Annotated in this window: 23 protein-coding genes; all 23 read left to right on the top strand. The window is 40.7% G+C overall.

What is annotated here, in order from left to right; genetic code table 11:
- Positions 1-13 precede the first annotated feature (13 nt).
- Entirely contained in the window at positions 14-658 is a 645-nt protein-coding gene (locus tag DWW85_RS00695; RefSeq protein WP_021944968.1) for an adenylate kinase, read from the top strand.
- Between the two features lies 1 nt (position 659).
- A complete protein-coding gene (map, locus tag DWW85_RS00700) occupies positions 660-1427 on the top strand; it encodes a type I methionyl aminopeptidase (RefSeq protein WP_021944967.1) in 768 nt (255 codons plus the stop codon).
- Between the two features lie 49 nt (positions 1428-1476).
- Positions 1477-1695, top strand: coding sequence for a translation initiation factor IF-1 (gene infA / locus DWW85_RS00705; protein WP_008402721.1), 219 nt, complete (start codon positions 1477-1479; stop codon positions 1693-1695).
- 179 nt (positions 1696-1874) lie between these two features.
- Positions 1875-1988 carry a 50S ribosomal protein L36 gene (gene rpmJ / locus DWW85_RS00710; RefSeq protein ID WP_015533797.1) on the top strand — a complete coding sequence of 38 codons (114 nt, stop codon included), beginning with the start codon at positions 1875-1877 and terminating at the stop codon, positions 1986-1988.
- A gap of 245 nt (positions 1989-2233) precedes the next feature.
- Positions 2234-2602 (top strand): 30S ribosomal protein S13, encoded by a 369-nt coding sequence (gene rpsM / locus DWW85_RS00715; protein WP_021944966.1) that lies wholly within the window; start codon positions 2234-2236, stop codon positions 2600-2602.
- Between the two features lie 112 nt (positions 2603-2714).
- Positions 2715-3110: a 30S ribosomal protein S11 gene (rpsK, locus tag DWW85_RS00720; protein WP_008402719.1), complete on the top strand. Its 396-nt coding sequence runs from the start codon at positions 2715-2717 to the stop codon at positions 3108-3110.
- Positions 3111-3129: 19 nt separating this feature from the next.
- Positions 3130-3723 (top strand): 30S ribosomal protein S4, encoded by a 594-nt coding sequence (gene rpsD, locus DWW85_RS00725; RefSeq protein ID WP_008402717.1) that lies wholly within the window; start codon positions 3130-3132, stop codon positions 3721-3723.
- A 129-nt stretch (positions 3724-3852) separates the two neighbouring features.
- A complete protein-coding gene (locus DWW85_RS00730) occupies positions 3853-4809 on the top strand; it encodes a DNA-directed RNA polymerase subunit alpha (protein ID WP_008402715.1) in 957 nt (318 codons plus the stop codon).
- Between the two features lie 71 nt (positions 4810-4880).
- Positions 4881-5417: a bL17 family ribosomal protein gene (locus tag DWW85_RS00735; protein WP_117807171.1), complete on the top strand. Its 537-nt coding sequence runs from the start codon at positions 4881-4883 to the stop codon at positions 5415-5417.
- Between the two features lie 70 nt (positions 5418-5487).
- Positions 5488-7416 (top strand): energy-coupling factor transporter ATPase, encoded by a 1929-nt coding sequence (locus tag DWW85_RS00740; RefSeq protein ID WP_117807172.1) that lies wholly within the window; start codon positions 5488-5490, stop codon positions 7414-7416.
- A 107-nt stretch (positions 7417-7523) separates the two neighbouring features.
- A complete protein-coding gene (locus tag DWW85_RS00745) occupies positions 7524-8324 on the top strand; it encodes an energy-coupling factor transporter transmembrane component T (RefSeq protein WP_117807173.1) in 801 nt (266 codons plus the stop codon).
- A gap of 15 nt (positions 8325-8339) precedes the next feature.
- The gene (truA, locus tag DWW85_RS00750; RefSeq protein WP_117807174.1) at positions 8340-9077 is read left to right on the top strand and encodes a tRNA pseudouridine(38-40) synthase TruA; all 738 of its coding nucleotides are present in this window, start codon (positions 8340-8342) and stop codon (positions 9075-9077) included.
- Positions 9070-10215, top strand: coding sequence for a glycoside hydrolase family 3 N-terminal domain-containing protein (locus tag DWW85_RS00755; RefSeq protein ID WP_117807175.1), 1146 nt, complete (start codon positions 9070-9072; stop codon positions 10213-10215). The genes truA and DWW85_RS00755 overlap by 8 nt, the downstream gene beginning before the upstream one ends.
- Positions 10216-10427: 212 nt before the next feature.
- Positions 10428-10862 carry a 50S ribosomal protein L13 gene (gene rplM, locus DWW85_RS00760; RefSeq protein WP_008402709.1) on the top strand — a complete coding sequence of 145 codons (435 nt, stop codon included), beginning with the start codon at positions 10428-10430 and terminating at the stop codon, positions 10860-10862.
- A 17-nt stretch (positions 10863-10879) separates the two neighbouring features.
- Entirely contained in the window at positions 10880-11278 is a 399-nt protein-coding gene (gene rpsI / locus DWW85_RS00765; RefSeq protein WP_008402708.1) for a 30S ribosomal protein S9, read from the top strand.
- 189 nt (positions 11279-11467) lie between these two features.
- Positions 11468-12718, top strand: coding sequence for a phosphoribosylformylglycinamidine cyclo-ligase (gene purM / locus DWW85_RS00770; RefSeq protein WP_117807176.1), 1251 nt, complete (start codon positions 11468-11470; stop codon positions 12716-12718).
- A 135-nt stretch (positions 12719-12853) separates the two neighbouring features.
- Positions 12854-13645 (top strand): transporter substrate-binding domain-containing protein, encoded by a 792-nt coding sequence (locus tag DWW85_RS00775; protein WP_021944958.1) that lies wholly within the window; start codon positions 12854-12856, stop codon positions 13643-13645.
- Positions 13646-13697: 52 nt separating this feature from the next.
- Positions 13698-14384: an amino acid ABC transporter permease gene (locus DWW85_RS00780; protein ID WP_008402705.1), complete on the top strand. Its 687-nt coding sequence runs from the start codon at positions 13698-13700 to the stop codon at positions 14382-14384.
- Between the two features lie 12 nt (positions 14385-14396).
- Complete coding sequence (locus tag DWW85_RS00785) at positions 14397-15176, top strand: amino acid ABC transporter ATP-binding protein (RefSeq protein WP_021944957.1); 780 nt, start codon at positions 14397-14399, stop codon at positions 15174-15176.
- A 156-nt stretch (positions 15177-15332) separates the two neighbouring features.
- Positions 15333-16166, top strand: coding sequence for a metallophosphoesterase (locus DWW85_RS00790; RefSeq protein ID WP_021944956.1), 834 nt, complete (start codon positions 15333-15335; stop codon positions 16164-16166).
- Between the two features lie 220 nt (positions 16167-16386).
- Positions 16387-17289 (top strand): HAMP domain-containing sensor histidine kinase, encoded by a 903-nt coding sequence (locus DWW85_RS00795; RefSeq protein ID WP_008402701.1) that lies wholly within the window; start codon positions 16387-16389, stop codon positions 17287-17289.
- A 257-nt stretch (positions 17290-17546) separates the two neighbouring features.
- Positions 17547-18635, top strand: a complete 1089-nt coding sequence (locus DWW85_RS00800; RefSeq protein ID WP_008402700.1) for an MFS transporter — start codon at positions 17547-17549, stop codon at positions 18633-18635.
- Positions 18636-18829: 194 nt separating this feature from the next.
- A complete protein-coding gene (locus tag DWW85_RS00805) occupies positions 18830-20536 on the top strand; it encodes a bifunctional diguanylate cyclase/phosphodiesterase (protein WP_117807177.1) in 1707 nt (568 codons plus the stop codon).
- The last annotated feature ends 60 nt before the right edge of the window (positions 20537-20596 follow it).

A 20596-nucleotide genomic window follows, 5' to 3' on the forward strand; every position in this document is an offset into this window, starting at 1 on the left:
ATGGAGGTTATATATGAAGATAATTATGTTAGGTGCGCCAGGCGCAGGCAAAGGTACACAGGCTAAAATGATCGCTGAGAAGTACGGAGTACCACATATCTCAACAGGAGATATTTTCAGAGCAAACATCAAGAACGGAACAGAACTCGGAGCAAAGGCAAAAGAATATATGGATAAGGGACTTCTTGTTCCGGATGAATTAGTTGTAGATCTGGTAATTGACAGATTCAAAGCAGACGACTGCGCAAAGGGATATATCCTTGATGGATTTCCAAGAACTATTCCACAGGCAGAGGCACTTGACAAAGCATTATCAGCAATCGGTGATTCTGTAGACTATGCGATCAACGTAGAAGTACCGGATGAGAATATCGTTCGCAGAATGTCCGGAAGACGTGCATGCGTTGGTTGTGGTGCAACATATCATATTGTATATAACCCTACAAAAGTGGAAGGCAAATGTGATGTATGTTCATCCGATCTTATCTTAAGAGATGACGATCAGCCGGAAACAGTATTAAACAGACTGAAAGTATATCATGAGCAGACACAGCCATTGATCGATTTCTATGCTAAGAAAGGAATCCTGAAAGAAGTTGATGGAACAATGGATATGAATGATGTATTTGCAGCAATCGTTAAGATTTTAGGTGAATAAAATGGCAATATCTATAAAATCTGAGAGAGAAATTGAATTGATGAAAGAAGCCGGTAGAATTCTGGCTCTCACACATGAGGAGCTGAAGAAGGCGATCAAACCGGGAATCACAACCTATGAGATCGATAAACTTGGTGAAGAAGTGATCAGAAGCTATGGCTGTATTCCTTCCTTCCTGAATTATAACGGTTATCCGGCATCTATCTGTGTATCCGTGAATGAGGAAGTTGTTCATGGTATACCATCAAAGACAAGATTTCTGAAAGAGGGCGACATAGTAAGTCTTGATGCAGGCGTTATCTATGAAGGATATCACTCCGATGCAGCAAGAACTTATGGAGTAGGAAAGATTTCGCCGGAAAATGAGCATCTGATTGCAGTTACAAAGCAGAGCTTTTTCGAAGCAATGAAGGTTGCTGTTCCGGGAAATCATATTCGAGATATCGGAAGGGCTGTAGAGCAGTATGTTTTGAAATTTGGATATGGAATCGTAGAAGATCTGGTTGGACATGGTGTTGGAGCAAATCTTCATGAGGATCCGGAAATACCGAATTTTGAAACGATCAAAAAAGGACCAAAGCTGAAACCGGGAATGACGATCGCAATCGAACCGATGATAACAGCAGGTGATTATGAAGTAGACTGGCTGGATGATGACTGGACTGTCGTAACCGTGGATGGTTCCAATGCAGCACACTATGAGAACACGATCCTTATTACAGAGGACAAACCGATCATCTTGTCGCAGGCAGAAGGATTGGAATTATAGAAAATAAAAAATGAATTCAAAATCTCAAGGATTTTAAGGAGGATTAAAAATGTCAAAGGCAGACGTAATTGAAGTAGAAGGAACAGTAATCGAGAAGTTACCAAATGCAATGTTTCAGGTAGAGATCGAGAATGGTCATAAGGTTTTAGCACACATTAGTGGTAAGCTCAGAATGAATTATATCAAGATCCTTCCGGGTGATAAGGTAACAATTGAATTATCACCATACGACCTGACAAAGGGAAGAATTGTTTGGAGAGATAAATAAATTCTTCTATATAAAGAGGTATGTAATGAACATCCTGTAAAGATATTCCCTTTATAGGATGTGATTTATCATAATAATCCCATTAATATGAAAAAAATAGAAAATGGGACTTGCATTCTATTGTGAAAAATGATAGAATGCTTATTCGTAGCGGACTTTTTTTGAAAGGAGATTTTCTAATGAAGGTTAGAGCATCAGTAAAACCTATATGCGATAAGTGCAAAGTTATCAAGAGAAAGGGTATCGTTAGAGTTATCTGCGAGAATCCAAAGCACAAACAGCGTCAGGGTTAATCAAAAAAAGAAACTGGGTATCCGGATGATAGCCCATCCATATGATATCTTGTTTTTTAAGTATCAACACACACGGATGTGTTGTAAATTTTAAAAGCGGCTGTAGCATAATCATTATATGCTAGTAAAAATAAAAAAACAGGCAGCGAGATGGAAACATATGCATTTCACCTCAGCATTTTTATGTTGAGATATGTCGAGATCCGATATGCCGGACAGAAGAATTTTTACGGAGGTTAATTAGAATGGCTCGTATTTCAGGTGTTGATTTACCAAGAGACAAGCGTGTTGAGATTGGTCTTACTTATGTATATGGTATAGGTTTGACATCTTCACAGCGTATCCTTAAGGAAGCAAATGTTAATCCTGACACACGTTGTAATGATTTAACTGATGATGAAGTAAGAAGAATCAGCGAAGTAATCAATGCAACACAGACTGTTGAAGGAGATTTACGTAGAGAAGTAGCGCTTAACATCAAGCGTTTACAGGAAATTGCATGCTACCGTGGTAAGCGTCATAGACAGGGACTTCCTGTTCGTGGACAGAAGACAAAGACAAACGCAAGAACACGTAAGGGACCTAAGAAGACAGTAGCAAACAAGAAAAAATAATACTGTTTTCATTTGTTCTTATATATAGTAGAAGATAAGAGATCTTCTGCACCGGGCAGAAGATAAAGTACATTTGTATAAATTTGGAAAACCATAGGAGGTTTAAGAGTTAATGGCTAAGCAAGTTACTAAAAAAGTGGCTAAGAAGCGTGTCAGAAAGAGTGTTCAGCACGGACAGGCTCATATTCAGTCATCTTTCAATAATACAATCGTTACATTAACAGACGCTGAAGGTAATGCACTTTCATGGGCAAGTGCTGGCGGTTTAGGATTCAAGGGTTCTAAGAAGTCAACACCATATGCTGCTCAGATGGCTGCTGAGACAGCTGCAAAGGCTGCTGCTCCTTACGGATTAAAGACTGTTGATGTTATGGTAAAAGGCCCAGGCTCAGGTAGAGAAGCAGCTATCCGTGCTCTCGCAGCTTGCGGTATCGATGTTGTAAGTATCAAAGACGTTACACCAGTTCCACATAATGGTTGTCGTCCACCAAAGAGAAGAAGAGTCTAATTAGGAGGTACAGAGTAAGATGGCAGTAGATAGAACCCCAGTTCTTAAGAGATGCAGATCTTTAGGCATGGAGCCAATGTATCTCGGAATTGACAAGAAATCAAATAGAAAATCAACAAGAGCAAACAGAAAAGTAAGTGAGTATGGTTTACAGCTTCGTGAAAAGCAGAAGGCTAAGTTCATTTACGGTGTATTAGAGAAGCCTTTCCGTAACCTTTACGCTAAGGCAGAGCAGCAGAAGGGCTTAACAGGTCCTAACCTTATGACATTACTTGAGTTAAGACTTGATAATGTTATCTTCAGATTAGGTTTTGCAAGAACAAGAAGAGAAGCAAGACAGATTGTAGATCACAAGCATGTACTTGTTAATGGAAAGAGTGTTAACATTCCTTCATACCAGGTAAAGGCCGGAGACAAGATCGAGATCAGAGAGAAGAGCAAATCCTTACAGAGATATAAGGATATCATTGCTGCAACAGAAGGACATTTAGTTCCAGGTTGGTTAACCGCTGACAGAGAAAACCTTTGTGGAGAAGTAGTTGAGAAGCCAAACAGAGAGCAGATCGATGTTCCTGTAAACGAGACCCTTATTGTCGAGTTATATTCCAAGTAATAAGAATAAATATGATCATCCGTACATCCATCCGAGGTTTACCCGTGTGGATGTCTGGATGCAGAATATATTTATGATATTTGCAAAGTTGGAGTATACCAGTTAATTACCCATAAAGGAGGGGCTTAAATGTTTGAGTTTGAGAAACCAAAAATTGAGATAGTTGAGATTTCAGATGATAACAAGTATGGTAAGTTTGTAGTAGAGCCTTTAGAGAGAGGCTATGGTACAACCCTTGGTAATTCATTAAGAAGAATTATGCTTTCTTCATTACCTGGTACAGCAGTAACACACGTTAAGATTAAAGGTGTTTTACATGAGTTCAGTTCTATTCCCGGAGTAAAGGAAGATGTAACTGAGATCGTTATGAATATCAAGTCTTTAGTAATAAAGAACAATTCATTAACAAATGAGCCGAAGCAGGCTTATATCGATGTAGCTGGTGATTGTGTTGTCAGAGCATCCGATATTCATGTAGACGGCGATATCGAGATCATCAATCCTGATCTTGTAATTGCAAATCTTAGTGGCCCGGATGCAAGACTTGAGATGGAACTCACCATCGGCAACGGCAGAGGCTACGTTGGTTCTGATAAGAATAAAGAAGCAGATGCACCGATTGATGTCATCGCTATTGATTCTATATATACACCGGTTGAGAGAGTTAATCTTACAGTTCAGAATACTCGTGTTGGTCAGGTTACAGATTATGATAAGCTGACACTTGATGTATTTACAAATGGTGCTATCGCACCGGATGAGGCTGTCAGCCTCGCTGCAAGAGTCCTTGTAGAACATTTGAACCTGTTCGTTGATCTGTCTGAGAACGCAAAATCCGTTGATGTAATGGTTGAGAGCGTAACAGATGAGAAGGAAAAGGTTCTGGAAATGAATATTGATGAGCTTGAATTATCAGTTCGTTCATACAACTGCTTAAAGAGAGCCGGTATCAATACAGTTGAAGAATTGATCAATAAGACCCCGGAGGATATGATGAAAGTTCGTAACCTCGGTCGTAAGTCATTAGATGAAGTATTAGCTAAGCTGAAAGAATTAGGCTTATCACTGAATGACAGTGAGGAATAATACTTTTTACCACTCAAGCCGAATAATAGTAAGCACAGTGAAGACCCGCAAGGGTAAGGAGGATAAATAAAATGGCAATGTATAGAAAACTTGGAAAAGCAAGCGCACAGAGAAATGCATTACTTCGTAACCAGGTAACACAGTTATTATACCATGGTAAAATCAGAACAACAGAAGCTAGAGCTAAGGAAGTTGTTAAGATTGCAGAGAAGCTTATCACATTAGCAGTTAAGGAAAAGGATAACTATGATGAAGTTACCGTTACCGCTAAGGTTGCTAAGAAAGATAAAGATGGTAAGAGAGTGAAGGAAGTTGTTGATGGTAAGAAAGTTACTGTATATGATGAAGTAGAAAAGACCATCAAGAAAGATCAGCCTTCAAGACTTCATGCAAGAAGAGAAATGCTTAAGGTATTATATCCGGTTGTTGAAGTTCCTGCAGATGCTGCCGGAAAGAAAGCTGGTACAAAGAAAGTTGATTTAACAAGCAAGTTATTCGATGAGTACGGTACAAAGTACGCAGGACGCAAGGGTGGTTACACAAGAATCATCAAGATCGGTCAGCGTAAGGGCGATGCTGCAATGGAAGTTATTCTTGAGTTAGTATAATTATAAACATAAGGGCTGTCAGGTACATGTATGTGTATTTGGCAGCTTTTTTATTTCTAGGAGCGTGTACATGAGTTTTATTCAGGTGAGAAAGCTTGGACATAAATTTAATATCAAGGACAAGGATGGAAATGTTACAGGTGAAAAATGGGCTGTGAAGGATATGGATTTTGATGCCCATAAGGGACAGATCATTGCCGTTCTTGGACGTAACGGTTCGGGAAAGTCAACATTTGCCAGACACCTGAATGGCTTATATGCACCAAATCAGGGAACGGTATGGATACAGGGAGATTCTGATGTATTAGATACGAGCCGGGAAGGTGATCTGCTGGCCATCCGTCGTGCAGTCGGGATGATCTTTCAGAATCCGGATAACCAAATGGTAGGAAATACGGTTGCGGAAGATGTAGGATTTGGTTTGGAAAATCTGGGCTTCCAGGCAGAGGAGATATGGGAGCGAATCAACGAAGTACTTCGATTGACAGGGATGGAGGCATATCTGGAACGAAATGTATCACATCTAAGCGGTGGACAGAAGCAAAGACTGGCAATCGCATCTGTGATGGCCATGTCACCGGAATGTATCGTTATGGATGAAGCAACTGCCATGCTCGATCCTGTGGGAAGCAGACAGATACTTGATACCTTATATCATTTGAACCGGGAGTTTGGCATCACGGTCATTATGATCACACATCGAATGGAGGAAACGGTTCGGGCAGATCAGATCTATGTAATGGATGATGGAAATGTAGAGTTGATTGGCGCACCATATGAGATTTATCCACAGGTAGAGAAGTTAGAGCAGCTTGGTCTTGACAGTTTATTGCCATATAAGCTGTTGCATGAGTTGAAAGTAGATTATTCCGATGATAAGAAATTTGTCAGAGATTCAGACGAAGACGCAAAAAGTGCGTTGGTTGATAGAAAAGAGGGGCTTTTGTCGGTACAGGATGCTGCGGACAGGATAAAGGCATGTTTGCGTGATGGAAAATCTTTTGTAAACAGACAAGAAGCAGCAGAACATTTTAATTCGGCGCAGAAAGATATATCGTCAAGTAAAAATGAGGATGGAATACATGAGGATATCCTTGATAATAGAAATAACATGGATAGAGAAGAACACAATGGTATGTTATTGGATGCCGGGATAAAAAAAGATATCTTGGTCGAGGCTGATAATCTGGAGTATTCTTATAAGGATGGTGCGGTACTGGTTCCTGCGGTAGAGCAGGTGTCATTTCAGATCAGAAAAGGAGAGATCCTTGCGGTGGCAGGACATACCGGTTCAGGGAAAAGTACGCTGTTATATATATTAAACGGTATTTACCGTCCGATAGGGGGAACACTTAAGGTTGATGGAATTGATGTAGGAAAGACGAAGAATCTGAAAGAATTACGGAAGAAGATTGGATTTGTGTTTCAGTATCCGGAGTATCAGTTATTTGAAAGTACGGTGTTAGCGGATGTAATGTACGGTGCATTGAACTTCGGCATGTCGAAAGCAGAAGCAGAACAGGCGGCAAGGGAAGCATTGGCACTTGTGAATATATCAGAGGAATATTTTGAATATTCTCCGTTTGACCTTTCAGGCGGACAGAAGAAGCGTGTAGCACTTGCAGGAATCCTTGCATATAAGCCGGAGATCCTTATTCTCGATGAGCCGGTTGCCGGCATGGATCCGAAATCCAAACGGGAATTATTTGCACTGATCCGCAGATTACATGAAGAACGGAATATAACTGTAATCTTTGTATCACACGACATGAAGGATGTGTATGAGATTGCAGATCGTATTCTGGTTATGGGACAGGGAAAGCTGGTCTATGATGGAGCAGTAGAGCAGGCATTTGGAACGCCGGAGATGGTAGAAAAACTGGGCTTAGAGATGCCGGAAATGGCGATATTCCGGGAGGCATTGTTGCCGGAGATCAGGCTCATAGCAAGAAGCATGGCAGGCGTGATCGACGAGCTTAGCGAGCTAAAGAATATATAAGAAGAGATATAAAATTAATGAAGCTATAGAGATGAATGGTGACATTTCAAAACATGAACGTAGCATAAGAAAGTGGATAGTTATCAGATAACATAGAGGAAAGAAGCATGGTAAGAGACATTACGATCGGACAATATTATAATACCAGATCACCGATTCACGAGCTGGATGCCAGAACAAAACTGGTGCTCACGATTGTATATGCGGTTACGATCTTCTGGTGCAGGGATTTGTGGACTTTTCTTGCTGCAACAGCATTTCTTATTGTGTATGTGGCATTAAGTCGTGTTCCACTTTCTTTTATCTGCCGGGGACTTAAGGTTGTCTGGGCGTTTATATTATTTACAGCATTTTTCAGTCTGTTTAACGGTGATGGAAGGGTTCTGGTCAGTATCTGGAGATTTCATATCACGACCGGCAGCTTAAAGACAACAGGAATTGTAGTATTTCGTTTCGTATATCTGATCATTGGTTCATCGATCATGACATATACAACGCTTCCATTGGCACTTACGGCAGGGTTGGAGAAACTGTTTGGATTTCTGAAGATCTTTCGTGTTCCGGTATCGGATATGGCATTGATGCTTTCAATCACGCTTCGATTTATTCCGATTCTGATGGAAGAACTGGACAAAATTATGAAAGCACAGCTTTCGCGTGGAGCCGATTTTGAAAACGGAAATATTTTCAAACGGATACGAAGCTATACCCAGATATTTATTCCGTTATTTGCATCTGCGATCCGACGTGCAACCGATCTGGCATATGCGATGGATGCCAGATGTTATCACGGAAGTGAATGTCGTACCAGCATGAAACCATTGAGATATAGCAAAAAAGATGTATTTGCATATGGTCTGCTGGTGGTATATGTGGTAGGATTGATCTTGATGAAGATATTTTTATAACAGGAAACCGGGAAAATGAAACGAGTAAAATTAGTAGTAGCCTATGATGGTACGAACTATCATGGCTGGCAGGTACAGGACAACGGAATAACGATAGAGGAAGTGCTGAATCGGACGATCAGCGAGCTGGTGCAGGAAGATATCAAGGTGATCGGAGCCAGCAGGACAGATGCTGGTGTACATGCCTGTGGAAATGTGGCAGTATTTGACACTGAATCCCGGATACCGGGGGATAAGTTTTCATTTGCGTTAAATCAGCGGCTTCCGGAGGATATACGGATTCAGGAATCCTGCGAGGTGGATGCGGACTTTCATCCAAGGTATGCAGATACAGTAAAAACCTATGAATATAACATATTGAACCGGCGGTTTGAACTGCCGTCAAAACGGTTATATGCGGCATTTTGCTATTATCCGATGGATATAGAGCGGATGAATCAGGCGGCGGCGTATCTGGTTGGTGAGCATGATTTTAAGAGCTTCTGTTCGGCAGGCGCACAGGTGCAGACGACGGTTCGGACGATCTATGCAGTGAATGTGACAAAGGATGATGACATGGTTCATATCAGGATCACAGGAAATGGTTTCTTATATAACATGGTAAGGATCATTGCAGGAACTTTGATGCAGGTCGGAACCGGGCTGATGGAGCCGGAGCAGGTGAAGGAGATTCTGGAAGCGAGAGACCGGAGCAAGGCAGGACCGACAGCAGTAGCGAAAGGCTTGACACTGGTGGAGATCCGATATGAATAAAAGAATCGTTTGTATATGTATGAGTGTGCTTTTATGTCTGACGATTATATGTATGGACACAGGCACAGATGTACATGCCGGATATTATGAAGAAAATGACAAATATATAAAACAACGTGTAGCTGACAGGATGAAGGAAATGAGCTGGGAGGAGAAAATAGCCCAGATGATCCTGGTGAAGGCTCCTGCTAAAAATGCTGCAAATATCCAGGAACAATATCAGTTTGGCGGATATGTTTTGTTTGGGGAAGATTTTGAAAACAGTACACCGGAGAAACTTAGAAATCGGATCTATGGAATTCAGAAAGCGTCAAAGATTCCGATGTTGATCGCAGTGGATGAAGAAGGCGGAGCTGTAGTAAGAGCATCCAGATACCGTCAGTTCCGATCCACACCATATGCTTCGCCGAGGACAGTATTTTCTGCAGGCGGATGGAATGGTATAGTAAAGGATACGAAGGATAAAGCGAAGTTTCTGAAAAAGCTTGGAATCAATACGAATCTCGCACCGGTTGCCGATGTTGCATATGATTCGAGTAACTTTATTTACAATAGAAGCTTTTCTACAAATGCAGCGGATACTTCCAGATATATCAATCTTGTGGTGAATAACATGAAACAGGAGGATATGATCAGCTCATTAAAACATTTTCCGGGCTATGGAAATAATGGGGATACGCATACAAACCTGATCCATGATTATCGGAGCTATAGTAGCTTCAAGAACCGGGATCTGAAGCCATTTCAGGCGGGAATCCGGTCGGGATGTGATATGATCATGGTAAGCCATAATATTGTACATTGTTTTGATTCTAAAAATCCGGCATCTATATCACCGAAGGTAAACAAATACATTAGAAATACAATGGGATTTAAAGGTGTGATCGTTACGGATTCGTTGTCGATGGCAGGAGTACGGAGCTTTACCGGAAGTGAGGGTGAGAGTGCTGTCAGAGCAGTTCAGGCAGGAGACGATCTTCTCTGCACGGAGCATTATAAAGAAACATATCAGGCATTGCTTCGGGCTTACAAGACAAAGCGGATATCGAAAAAACGGATCAATGCATCTGTCAAAAGAATTCTCATGATGAAATACCGCCGTGGTATGAACGGAAGATTTGCGGTCAGACATAGATAGCATATTTGAATGCGAAATGGCAGATGAATGCTGAAAAATAAAGAAAAACGCCTGAAAAAATAAAGAAAGTTTATTGACACACACGGATGAGTATTGTATAATGTCCAAATGTGTGAAGTTTAAAGATACGGTGTGAACCAATGCCCCGGTAAACAACGTATTTGAGGATATACCATATTAATATTTTAGAAAATAATTTAGGAGGTACCACGATGAAGAGCTTTATGGCAAGCCCATCAACAATAGAAAGAAAGTGGTATGTAGTTGACGCTACAGGACATACTTTAGGACGCTTATCATCAGAGATAGCAAGCATTTTAAGAGGAAAGAACAAGCCAACATTTACACCACATATCGATACAGGTGATTATGTAATAGTAGTAAACGCAGACAAGATCAAGGTTACCGGTAAGAAGATGGATCAGAAGATCTACTACAACCACTCAGATTATGTAGGCGGAATGAAAGAGACTACATTAAAAGAGAAGATGGCTAAGAAGCCAGAGGATGTTATCCGTTTAGCAGTTAAGGGAATGCTTCCAAAGGGACCACTTGGAAGAGATATGATTACAAAGCTTTATGTATACGCTGGACCTGATCATAAGCAGCAGGCTCAGAAGCCAGAAGTTTTAGAGATTAAGTACTAAGAAGGAGGATATCATCAATGGCTAAAACAACTAAGTTCTATGGAACAGGAAGAAGAAAAAGCAGTATCGCCAGAGTTTATATCGCTCCAGGTACTGGTAAGATCACAATCAACAAGAAAGATATGGACGAGTACTTCGGACTTGATACACTGAAAGTTATCGTTAAGCAGCCATTAGTTGCTACAGGTACAGATGGTAAGTTCGACGTTATGGTTAACGTAAAGGGCGGCGGCTTCACAGGTCAGGCCGGTGCTATCAGACATGGTATTTCAAGAGCATTACTTGAGGCTGATTCAGAAGAATACAGACCAATCCTCAAGAAGGCCGGATACCTTACAAGAGATCCTCGTATGAAGGAAAGAAAGAAGTACGGCTTAAAGGCAGCTCGTCGTGCTCCACAGTTCTCAAAGAGATAATTCAAAACACGATTTTTGTCCCATGGATATTGGAAAAATCCAGTATCTGTGGGATTTTTTATTCCTCAGATCTATAAAATTGTAAGTATTTTCAACGCATGGTTGAATCCCTGCATGAAACTCACTTTTGTGGTTATTGTTTTGTGCATGCAAAGTAAACTATTATAAAATAAAAACGGAGGTATTTATATGCTTGACAGTATTAAAGTTGGAAATTTTATAATGGGAAAACGAAAGAGCCTTGGCATGACGCAACAGCAGTTGGCGGATAAGCTAAATGTTTCTTTTCAGGCAATTTCAAAATGGGAAAATGGAACAACTTATCCCAATATTGAGATACTAAGAGATTTGGCAATTGTGTTGGATGTGTCTGTTGATGAAATCCTGGCAGGGAGTGAAAGAGGTGCGGAAGGGTTATCTTACAGTAAGGCGGGAATTGATATAACCTATACTGATACCATTAAAAGAGAGATGGCAAAACATTTGGATACAAAGGATGACCGTGTTTTAAATGGTCTGGGACCATTTGCTTCTTTATATGATATAAAATTTCAGGAGATTGAAAATCCGGTTCTGGTATTAAAATCTGAAGAACCCGGATCAAAACAAAAACTCGCGATAGAGTATGGATATTCAGAATCTATTTGCCATGATATGGTCAATCATTTAGTAAATGATATTGTGGTTATGGGTGCAAAACCGTTGGCAGTACTTGACACGATTGTTTGTGGAAATGCGGAAGCGGATACAATAAAGACATTGGTTAAGGGTGTTTCAGATGCATGTAAAGAAAATGAATGTTCTCTGGTAGGTGGGGAAACTTCTATTCAGCCATTGGTTGTTGACCCAGGCGTATATGTACTTACTTCAAGTATTGCTGGAATTGTTGAACGATCAAAGGTAATCGATGGTTCCCAGATTAAAGAGGGTGATGCAGTTCTGGCAATTGCATCAAATGGCTTACATACAAATGGATATTCGTTAGTACGGTTATTGATGGACAAAATGCCGCAGATAAAACTGGATAAGATAGATGGTTTAACCTTTATAGAGCAGATTATGAAACCACATACACCATACTACAGATCAATCAAAGATTTATTTGATAAAGATGTTATACATGGCATGGCGCATATCACTGGCGGTGGTATAGAAGGAAATCTGTGCAGGATAATTCCGGAGGGACTGAGTGCAAAGATCGATCTGTCGAAAATAAAGATATTAGACATATTTAAGTATATCAGAAATAATGGGAATATCAGTGACGAAGAAATGCTGCGGACGTTTAATTGTGGTGTAGGCTTTAATATTGTGACGAATCAAAAAGATAAGGCAGCAGTAATGCATCATGTCAGTCGGTTTTATGATTGCTATGAGATAGGAGTTATAGAATCAGGAGACCGCAAAGTAAAATTTGAAAACAGGCTTAACTGGCTGTAGTTCTTGGAAAATACAAATTCATAAAAACCATAAGATTACGTTTGACTTTATTGTGATAAACTGTTACTATGTTATCGTGTTGCGCCCGGAAGGGGCAGACATATATCTTTTAATTATATTCAGGAGGAAATAATCATGAAAAAGTTAGTAGCACTGGTTTTAGTAGCAGTAATGGGACTTTCTATGGTTGGCTGTGGAAAGAAAGATTCATCAAATGACTCAAAGAGTGATCTGGAATACGTAAAGGAAAAGGGAACTCTTGTTGTTGGTGTTACAGATTTCGCACCAATGGATTACAAAGACGACTCAGGTAACTGGATTGGATTTGATGCAGACATGGCATCCGCATTTGCTGAGAGCATCGGCGTGAAAGCAGAATTCGTAGAGATAGACTGGGACAACAAGATCATGGAGCTTGATGGTAAGACAATCGACTGTGTATGGAACGGTATGACACTTACAGACGAGGTTACAAGTTCAATGGCATGTTCTGATGCATACTGCAACAATGCACAGGTAGTAATCGTGCCACAGGACAAGGCAGATCAGTACCAGACAGTAGACAGCATTAAGGAACTTACATTTGCTGTAGAAGCAGGAAGTGCCGGAGAAGATCAGGCAAAGGAACTTGGACTTAATTATACAGCAGTGAAGGCACAGTCAGATGCACTTATGGAAGTTGCAGCAGGAACATCTGATGCAGCAATTATCGATTCCCTTATGGCAGCAGCTATGGTAGGTGAAGGCACAGGCTATGCAAATCTTACATATACAGTAGGCCTTAACAGTGAGGAATATGGTGTAGGTTTCAGAAAAGATTCTGATCTTGCAGCAGAGCTTAACAAGTTTTTCAAAGACAGCAAGGCTGATGGATCTATGGAGAAATGTGCAGAGAAGTACAAGGTACAGGCAGCACTTACAGAGTAATTAACAGACTATAAGACGGTTATTTTGATTATTACTTAGAGAGAAAATTATTATGGATTTGTTTTTTGAACAGCTCCCAATTGTACTTGGGGCGCTTAATACAGGATTTATTCAAACTTTAAAATTGTTTTTTGTGACCTTGCTTGGTGCATTTCCACTGGGACTTTTAATAGCATTTGGCTCTATGTCAAAGTTTAAGCCACTCAGCTATCTTATGAAATTTATCGTGTGGATCGTTCGAGGCACACCTCTGATGATCCAGATGCTTATCATCTATTATTTCCCGGGACTTGTATTCCATAACCCGATCTGGGGTGGTGGCGAAGGCGGAAGATTTGTGGCAGCATCGGTATCGTTTATCGTGAATTATGCCTGCTATTTTTCAGAGATATATCGTGGAGGAATTCAGGGAATTCCTGTTGGACAGGAGGAAGCAGGTCTGGTGCTTGGTATGACTCCAAGACAGATATTCTTTAAGGTCAAGCTTCTTCAGATGATAAAGAAGATCGTACCTGCAATGTCCAACGAGATTATTACGCTGGTTAAGGATACATCACTTGCACGTATCATTGCGTTGCAGGAGATTATCTGGGCAGGACAGGCGTTCATGAAAGGTTCACAGGGAATCTCAGGTGCGATATGGCCATTGTTCTTCTGCGCATTCTATTATCTGATCTGGAATGGTGTACTTACTGTTTTACTTGGAAAATTAGAGAAGAAACTGGATTTCTTCAGATAGAGGAGGAGCTGTATGGCGATATTAGAGGTTGAACATATAAAAAAGAAGTTTGGTAAGACCGATGTACTTAAGGATATCAGCTTCTCATTAGAGCAGGGAGAGGTTCTGTCGATCATAGGATCATCAGGAAGTGGTAAGACTACATTGCTTCGCTGCCTGAATTTCCTTGAAATGCCGGATAACGGAATTATCCGTGTAAATAATGAGATCCTTCTCGATACGGATAAGCCGGAGACACTTAAGGAGTCGGAGGTTCGGAAGAAACGGTTGCACTTTGGACTGGTATTTCAGTCATTTAATCTGTTCCCGCAGTACACAGCACTTCAGAATGTTATGCTGGCAAGGGAGCTTCTGGCAAAGGAAAGACCGGACTATAAGGCAAATAAAAAGAACATACTGGATGAGATAAGAGTACAGGGCGAAGATCTTCTGCGTCAGATGGGACTAGGAGACCGGATGAACAATTATCCACATCAGTTATCAGGCGGGCAGTGTCAGCGAGTTGCGATCGCAAGAGCACTTGCTATGCAGCCGGATATCCTGTGTTTTGATGAACCGACATCAGCTCTTGATCCGGAGCTTACCGGCGAAGTGCTGAAGGTTCTCAGAAATCTTGCAGATAAAAAGACAACGATGATAATTGTCACTCATGAGATGGCATTTGCAAGAGACGTAGCCAGTCAGGTTATATTCATGGATGATGGATATATACTTGAGCAGGGCAGACCGGAAGAGGTATTTGACAATCCGGAGCAGGAACGTACAAAGCAGTTTTTATCATCATATTCATAATTATTTATTTGACGCACGACAAATGATTTTATATCCTATAAGAGGAATAAAATTTGCCGTGCGTTATTTTTTGTATCAAAATATTATAGGCAGGAAGTATCGCAGGGTAAAGACGATAGATAAAAGATGGGAGCGGTTATTTGTGACCGTGAATAGATGAAGATGAAAAAAATACCACACAAAAAGATTATCATTCTGATGCTTATAATCATTATTTTGATTCCGTTTTGCCTGTTTCAGAATAAGCATCTGGTAATTACCACATATACATATGAATCAGAAAAGCTTGGCGCAGATCTCGATGGATACCGGATCGTACAGATATCGGATCTACACAACGCTGAATTTGGAAAAGAGAATAAGAAGCTGTTAGAAACCATACGAAGCTGTTCGCCGGATATCATTGTTATTACCGGGGATCTGGTGGATTCTAATCATACAAATGTGGAACGTGCGGTAGCATTTGTGAAAGAAGCAGTGAAGATCGCACCGGTATATTATGTGACCGGCAACCATGAATATTGGCTTGAGCCATCGGAAAATGAACAGATGATGCAGGGGATTCTTGCTGCCGGAGCATGTGATCTGGATGATGAAGCCGTCTGCATTGAAAAAGGGGATTCCTCTTTTATGTTGGCAGGGTTAGATGATCAGCACTTAAGTGATGAGACATTAAAGAATCTGCTTCAGGAGCAGAAAAATGAATTATCCATCGTACTTGCGCATGAGCCACAGTACCTTCAGAACTATGCAAATGCCGGAGCTGATCTTGTCTTGACCGGACATGCACATGGAGGACAGATCAGACTTCCATTTGTCGGGGGAATCGTTGCACCCGATCAGGGATTTTTACCGGAATACACATCAGGAAAATATAACCGCGCAGATACAGAAATGATAGTCAGCAGGGGACTTGGCAACAGCATAATTCCGGTTCGCCTGTTCAATTATCCGGAGGTTGTGTGCGTAGAGCTTAGATGTAAAAACTAACGATTTATGGAGAAACAATATGCCAAAGCTACTTGTGATTGAAGATGACAGAGAGATCAATCATCTCATCTGTGAATATATGGCGGAAACCGGACAAAGATAAAGAAATATGACGACCGGGAATACATAGAAATCATATGTGTTATCATATAATAGCTATAAGAAAAGATGGTTCAATTAGGGTGTTGGATCTTTGATAGCCTGAGGAGAATTTGTATACATGGATAAATGGTATATCATAATTTCAGGACTGTTGCTTTTACTGGCAGCAGTCCTTTTTATACGTTTGATACAATATAAAAGACAGATGCGGATATTTGCAGCCAAGCTTCAGAAACGCTTGCATGGAGGAGTGGATCAGGAGATCCATGTGGAATATTTTGATCGTGACATCGTAGCTCTTGCAAAAGCGTTAAATGATTATTCGGATCAGATCAAGGAGAGAAACCGTGCGCTGGAGCAGGACAGAACCAGACTGAAAAATGTGATCGCAGGCATTTCTCATGATTTCAGAACACCCCTTACAGCAGTAAAAGGATATCTGCAGTTGATGAAAAAAGGTGGACGCATAGACGACCGGGATATGGAATATCTGGATATCGCGATCGCAAAGACAGAGTATCTCCGTGTGTTGTCGGATGCATTTTTTGAGGTATCTTATGCAGAGGCAAAGGATGAAGCCATTGACATCAGGAATATAGATGTGGCAAGAACTTTGACAGCACTTGTGCTGGAGCAGTATGAATGGATTCAGGAGTCCGGGATTCAGGCAGCATTTGACATACCGGAAAGTGTAGTCTGGGTTCAGAGCAACGAGAAAGTGCTGAACCGGATATTTACAAATTTCTTTTCTAATGCCAGAAAATATGCGGATACCAGAATCAGCGTCTGCTTACAACAGGATGCGGACGGAGTATCCATTACATTCACGAATGACATAGAGGCTGACAATGAGATCGATATCGACCATGTATTTGACGCCTTCTACCGTGGCAATTCCCGCCGGGAGGAAGGCGCAGGACTTGGTTTATATGTTGTAAAATGCCTGGCCGATAAGCTGGGGCATGTGGTTTCAGCAGAGGTAAAAGATAAGCAGTTTTCGGTAATGCTGCGAATAAAGTGAGTTTTTATACCCTTGCAAATGAAGGCAGGATATGCTATCCTAACCGTACAATTCTATGAGTTGATATTGAAAGGATTAAGATTATGTTCTGGAAAATGACAAATCTACAACTGAAAAAAGGTTATACATGTGTTCCTTACGGGGATAGTGCGCCTTTTTTTAGAACAAGTCATATATCAGAACAATGATATAAAACGTAATAAAAAAGTACACTATCTCCTTATCCATTTAAGAAAAATAGATAAGGAGATTTTTTTATGAACACAATTAGAAAACAAATAGGATATTTATACACATCATCCGTCCTTGGAAATTTATCTTTAACAGGGGCTTGGGTGGCAATATTGGCTGCCAGAGGATATAGTTTGGTCGAAATAGGTTTTGTGGAAACGGTCTTTCATGTAACCAGCATTATTTTTGAGATACCGTCAGGAATATTTGCGGATGTATTTGGAAGAAAAAATATGTTGATTGTGAGCAGTATTTTACGAATGATTGCAAATGTTGTTATGATCGCATCAGGGAATTTGTTTACGATATGTCTGTCTATTGCACTTCATGCGATGAGTTACAATTTTTCATCAGGATCGGGAGATGCTTTAGCATATGATTCTTTAAAAATCTATGGAGAAGAATCCTATTATGCAAAATATGAATCAGATCAGTTGAGTATATACCGTTTGTGTAATGGAATATCAACTTTGTGTGCAGGATTTGCGTTATACATTGGTTATAGAGCCGCATATGGAACGGATATTTTAATGTGTCTGGTTCAGATATTTGTTTTAAATAGAATATGGGAACATAGAGAACACAGGGATCATAAGGCAAATACAATTGTCCGTGCATTGGTTGACTGCTGGTGGGAAAGTATTCAGTTTCTAAAGGATGCAAGGAGAGCAATAGTTTTGATGTTGGTAAATTCGCTGGTAGGAGCAGGGGATATTTTACTGTTATTTTTCTTACAGGCTAAGCTGCCGGAGAGTGGAATCCCAAATGCCTTGCTTGGAATGGCACTCTTTATTATGGAACTTGGAGGAATCCTTGGAGCAAGGGTGATTCTGTTGTGTGATCGTTTACGGTACAGAACAGTATTTGTATTAACCGGATTCCTTGTTCTTCTTGGTATAGCAGTGGAACATTCTGGTAATTATGTGATTATGACATTAGGTGGATTTATTGCGGCATTTAGTGATGATGCATTACAGGTAAGAACAAATACGATACTTCAGAATATGTTCCCTTCGGAACAGAGGGCAACATTGATCTCTATGGAATCTTTTACATTTTCCATGATCATGATCGTGTTGTCACCGCTTACAGGTATTCTATTTTCATGGTGGTAATTGTAACACCTGTATATTTGTCATATAAGAAATAACGCCTGTCATGTGATTTCCAACCTGTTCAAAATCTATCAAAAAACTATCTTTTTTCCCATAAAAGTGAAAAGCATGTTATAATAAACACATGATTGTTTGTATGTAAAATAATAGTTTTGTGGTGTATAGAGTAGTAAAGATGAGAGGGAGGATCACCCGTGACAGTGGATGATATCAGAGAGAGAATTAAGAAAAAAGATATAGAACTGTATGTACAGGAATTACTACAGTTTGAGAATACATTTGATGGATTCAAAAAGGCGATCGAACCTCTGGCTGAGCGGCTTAAGATCGGCAGGGTAGCGGGACATTTGCACATTGAGGCAGATATCAAATCTGTACAGGATGAAGATCGTCATGATGTATTCTATGCCGGGGATGGCTTGTATTCCGAGAAAGGCAAATATCAGAAGACATTTCAAGCGGTAGAAAACGGATATTGTGAGCTTACGGCATTCCCATATGAAAATGTAGAATGGAGCGAGGAAGAAAAAGAAGATATAGCTCTTCTCCTTGAGGTTTTATATCTTCATGTGACGAGATCCAGACTGATCCGTAAGACAAGAGAATATTCGTATTGTAATCTGATCACGATGCTCCCTAACAGTGCAGGCTTTGTCAGGATCATACAGCAGCATTTGCAGGATCAGACGATCTGTCAGTACAACGGCTTTTATTTTAACCTGAAAAGCTTTGGACTGCTCAGCTATAAGTATGGTGGTGCAGAAGGTGATCTGATGATCAAGCGTTATGCAGTCGCTGTCAGAAAATGGCTGGCAGAGGACGAGACACTGGCGCATCTGGGCGGAGATAATTTCATGGCGCTGGTCAAGAAAAGCAGAACGGCAGAGTTCCTTCATCTTCTGGAAAAGGTTGAGGTAACAGCAAAGTATATGGGACGGGTCGTTCCGGTATATATAGCGGCAGCGGCAGGTGCCTATGAGATAACGGCAAAGGACAGAGATCCCGGAAATATTATGAATGGTTTGTCGATTGCCGTCAGTTATGCCAGACAGCACAAGCTTCCGTATGCGTTTTTAACGGACAAGATGCTGGAAGAAACAGTAGATGTTCAGCGGATGGAACAGATGCTTCCTGAGGCGTTGGAGAAACGGGAATTTCAGGTGTATTATCAGCCGAAGGTTGATATCCGGACAGGTCAGATCGTAGGTACAGAGGCACTTGCAAGATGGATTCATAACGGAGAAGTGATACAACCATTTCGGTTTATTCCGACCATGGAGAGGAATGGATTTATCATTCATCTGGATCTGTATATTCTGAAGCGGGTCTGTGAGGCTATAAATGAATGGATTGAGAAAGGGTATAAGCTTGTTCCGATATCTGTGAATATATCGAGAAATGATATTTCCGGGGTTGGGCATGATCCACGGATGTTGGCGGAACGAATTATAAGGATCATAAAAGAGTATGATATTGATCCAAAGTATATCATCATAGAAGTAACAGAGACGACAGAAGCGAGTGAACAGAAGGATCTGTATGACTTTATCAAGAATATGTCAGAAGCAGGTATTGCGACATCAATTGATGACTTTGGTACAGGCTGTTCGACCTTGAGTGTTCTTCGGGATTTCCCGGTAAACGAGATTAAGATCGATCGGTCATTTATCAATCATGAGGCATTTTCAACACAGGATCAGATCATTATTAAGAGTATCATTCAGATGGCAAGACAGTTGAATCTGAATGTCATAACCGAGGGAGTTGAGACGGAGGAGCAGGCAAGATTTCTTCTGGAACTTGGCTGTAACCATGCACAGGGCTATCTGTATGATAAACCATTAGAACAGAGTGCATTTGAAAGCAGGCTGTCAGTGGGAGGATATGATCGAAAGATATAGAAGATAATGAGCATTATATATGATACAAACGGACTGGGACATTTGTATAAGGCCGGAAAG

It is taken from the genome of Clostridium sp. AF17-21AC (assembly GCF_003461365.1).
Taxonomy (GTDB): domain Bacteria; phylum Bacillota; class Clostridia; order Lachnospirales; family Lachnospiraceae; genus Coprococcus; species Coprococcus ammoniilyticus.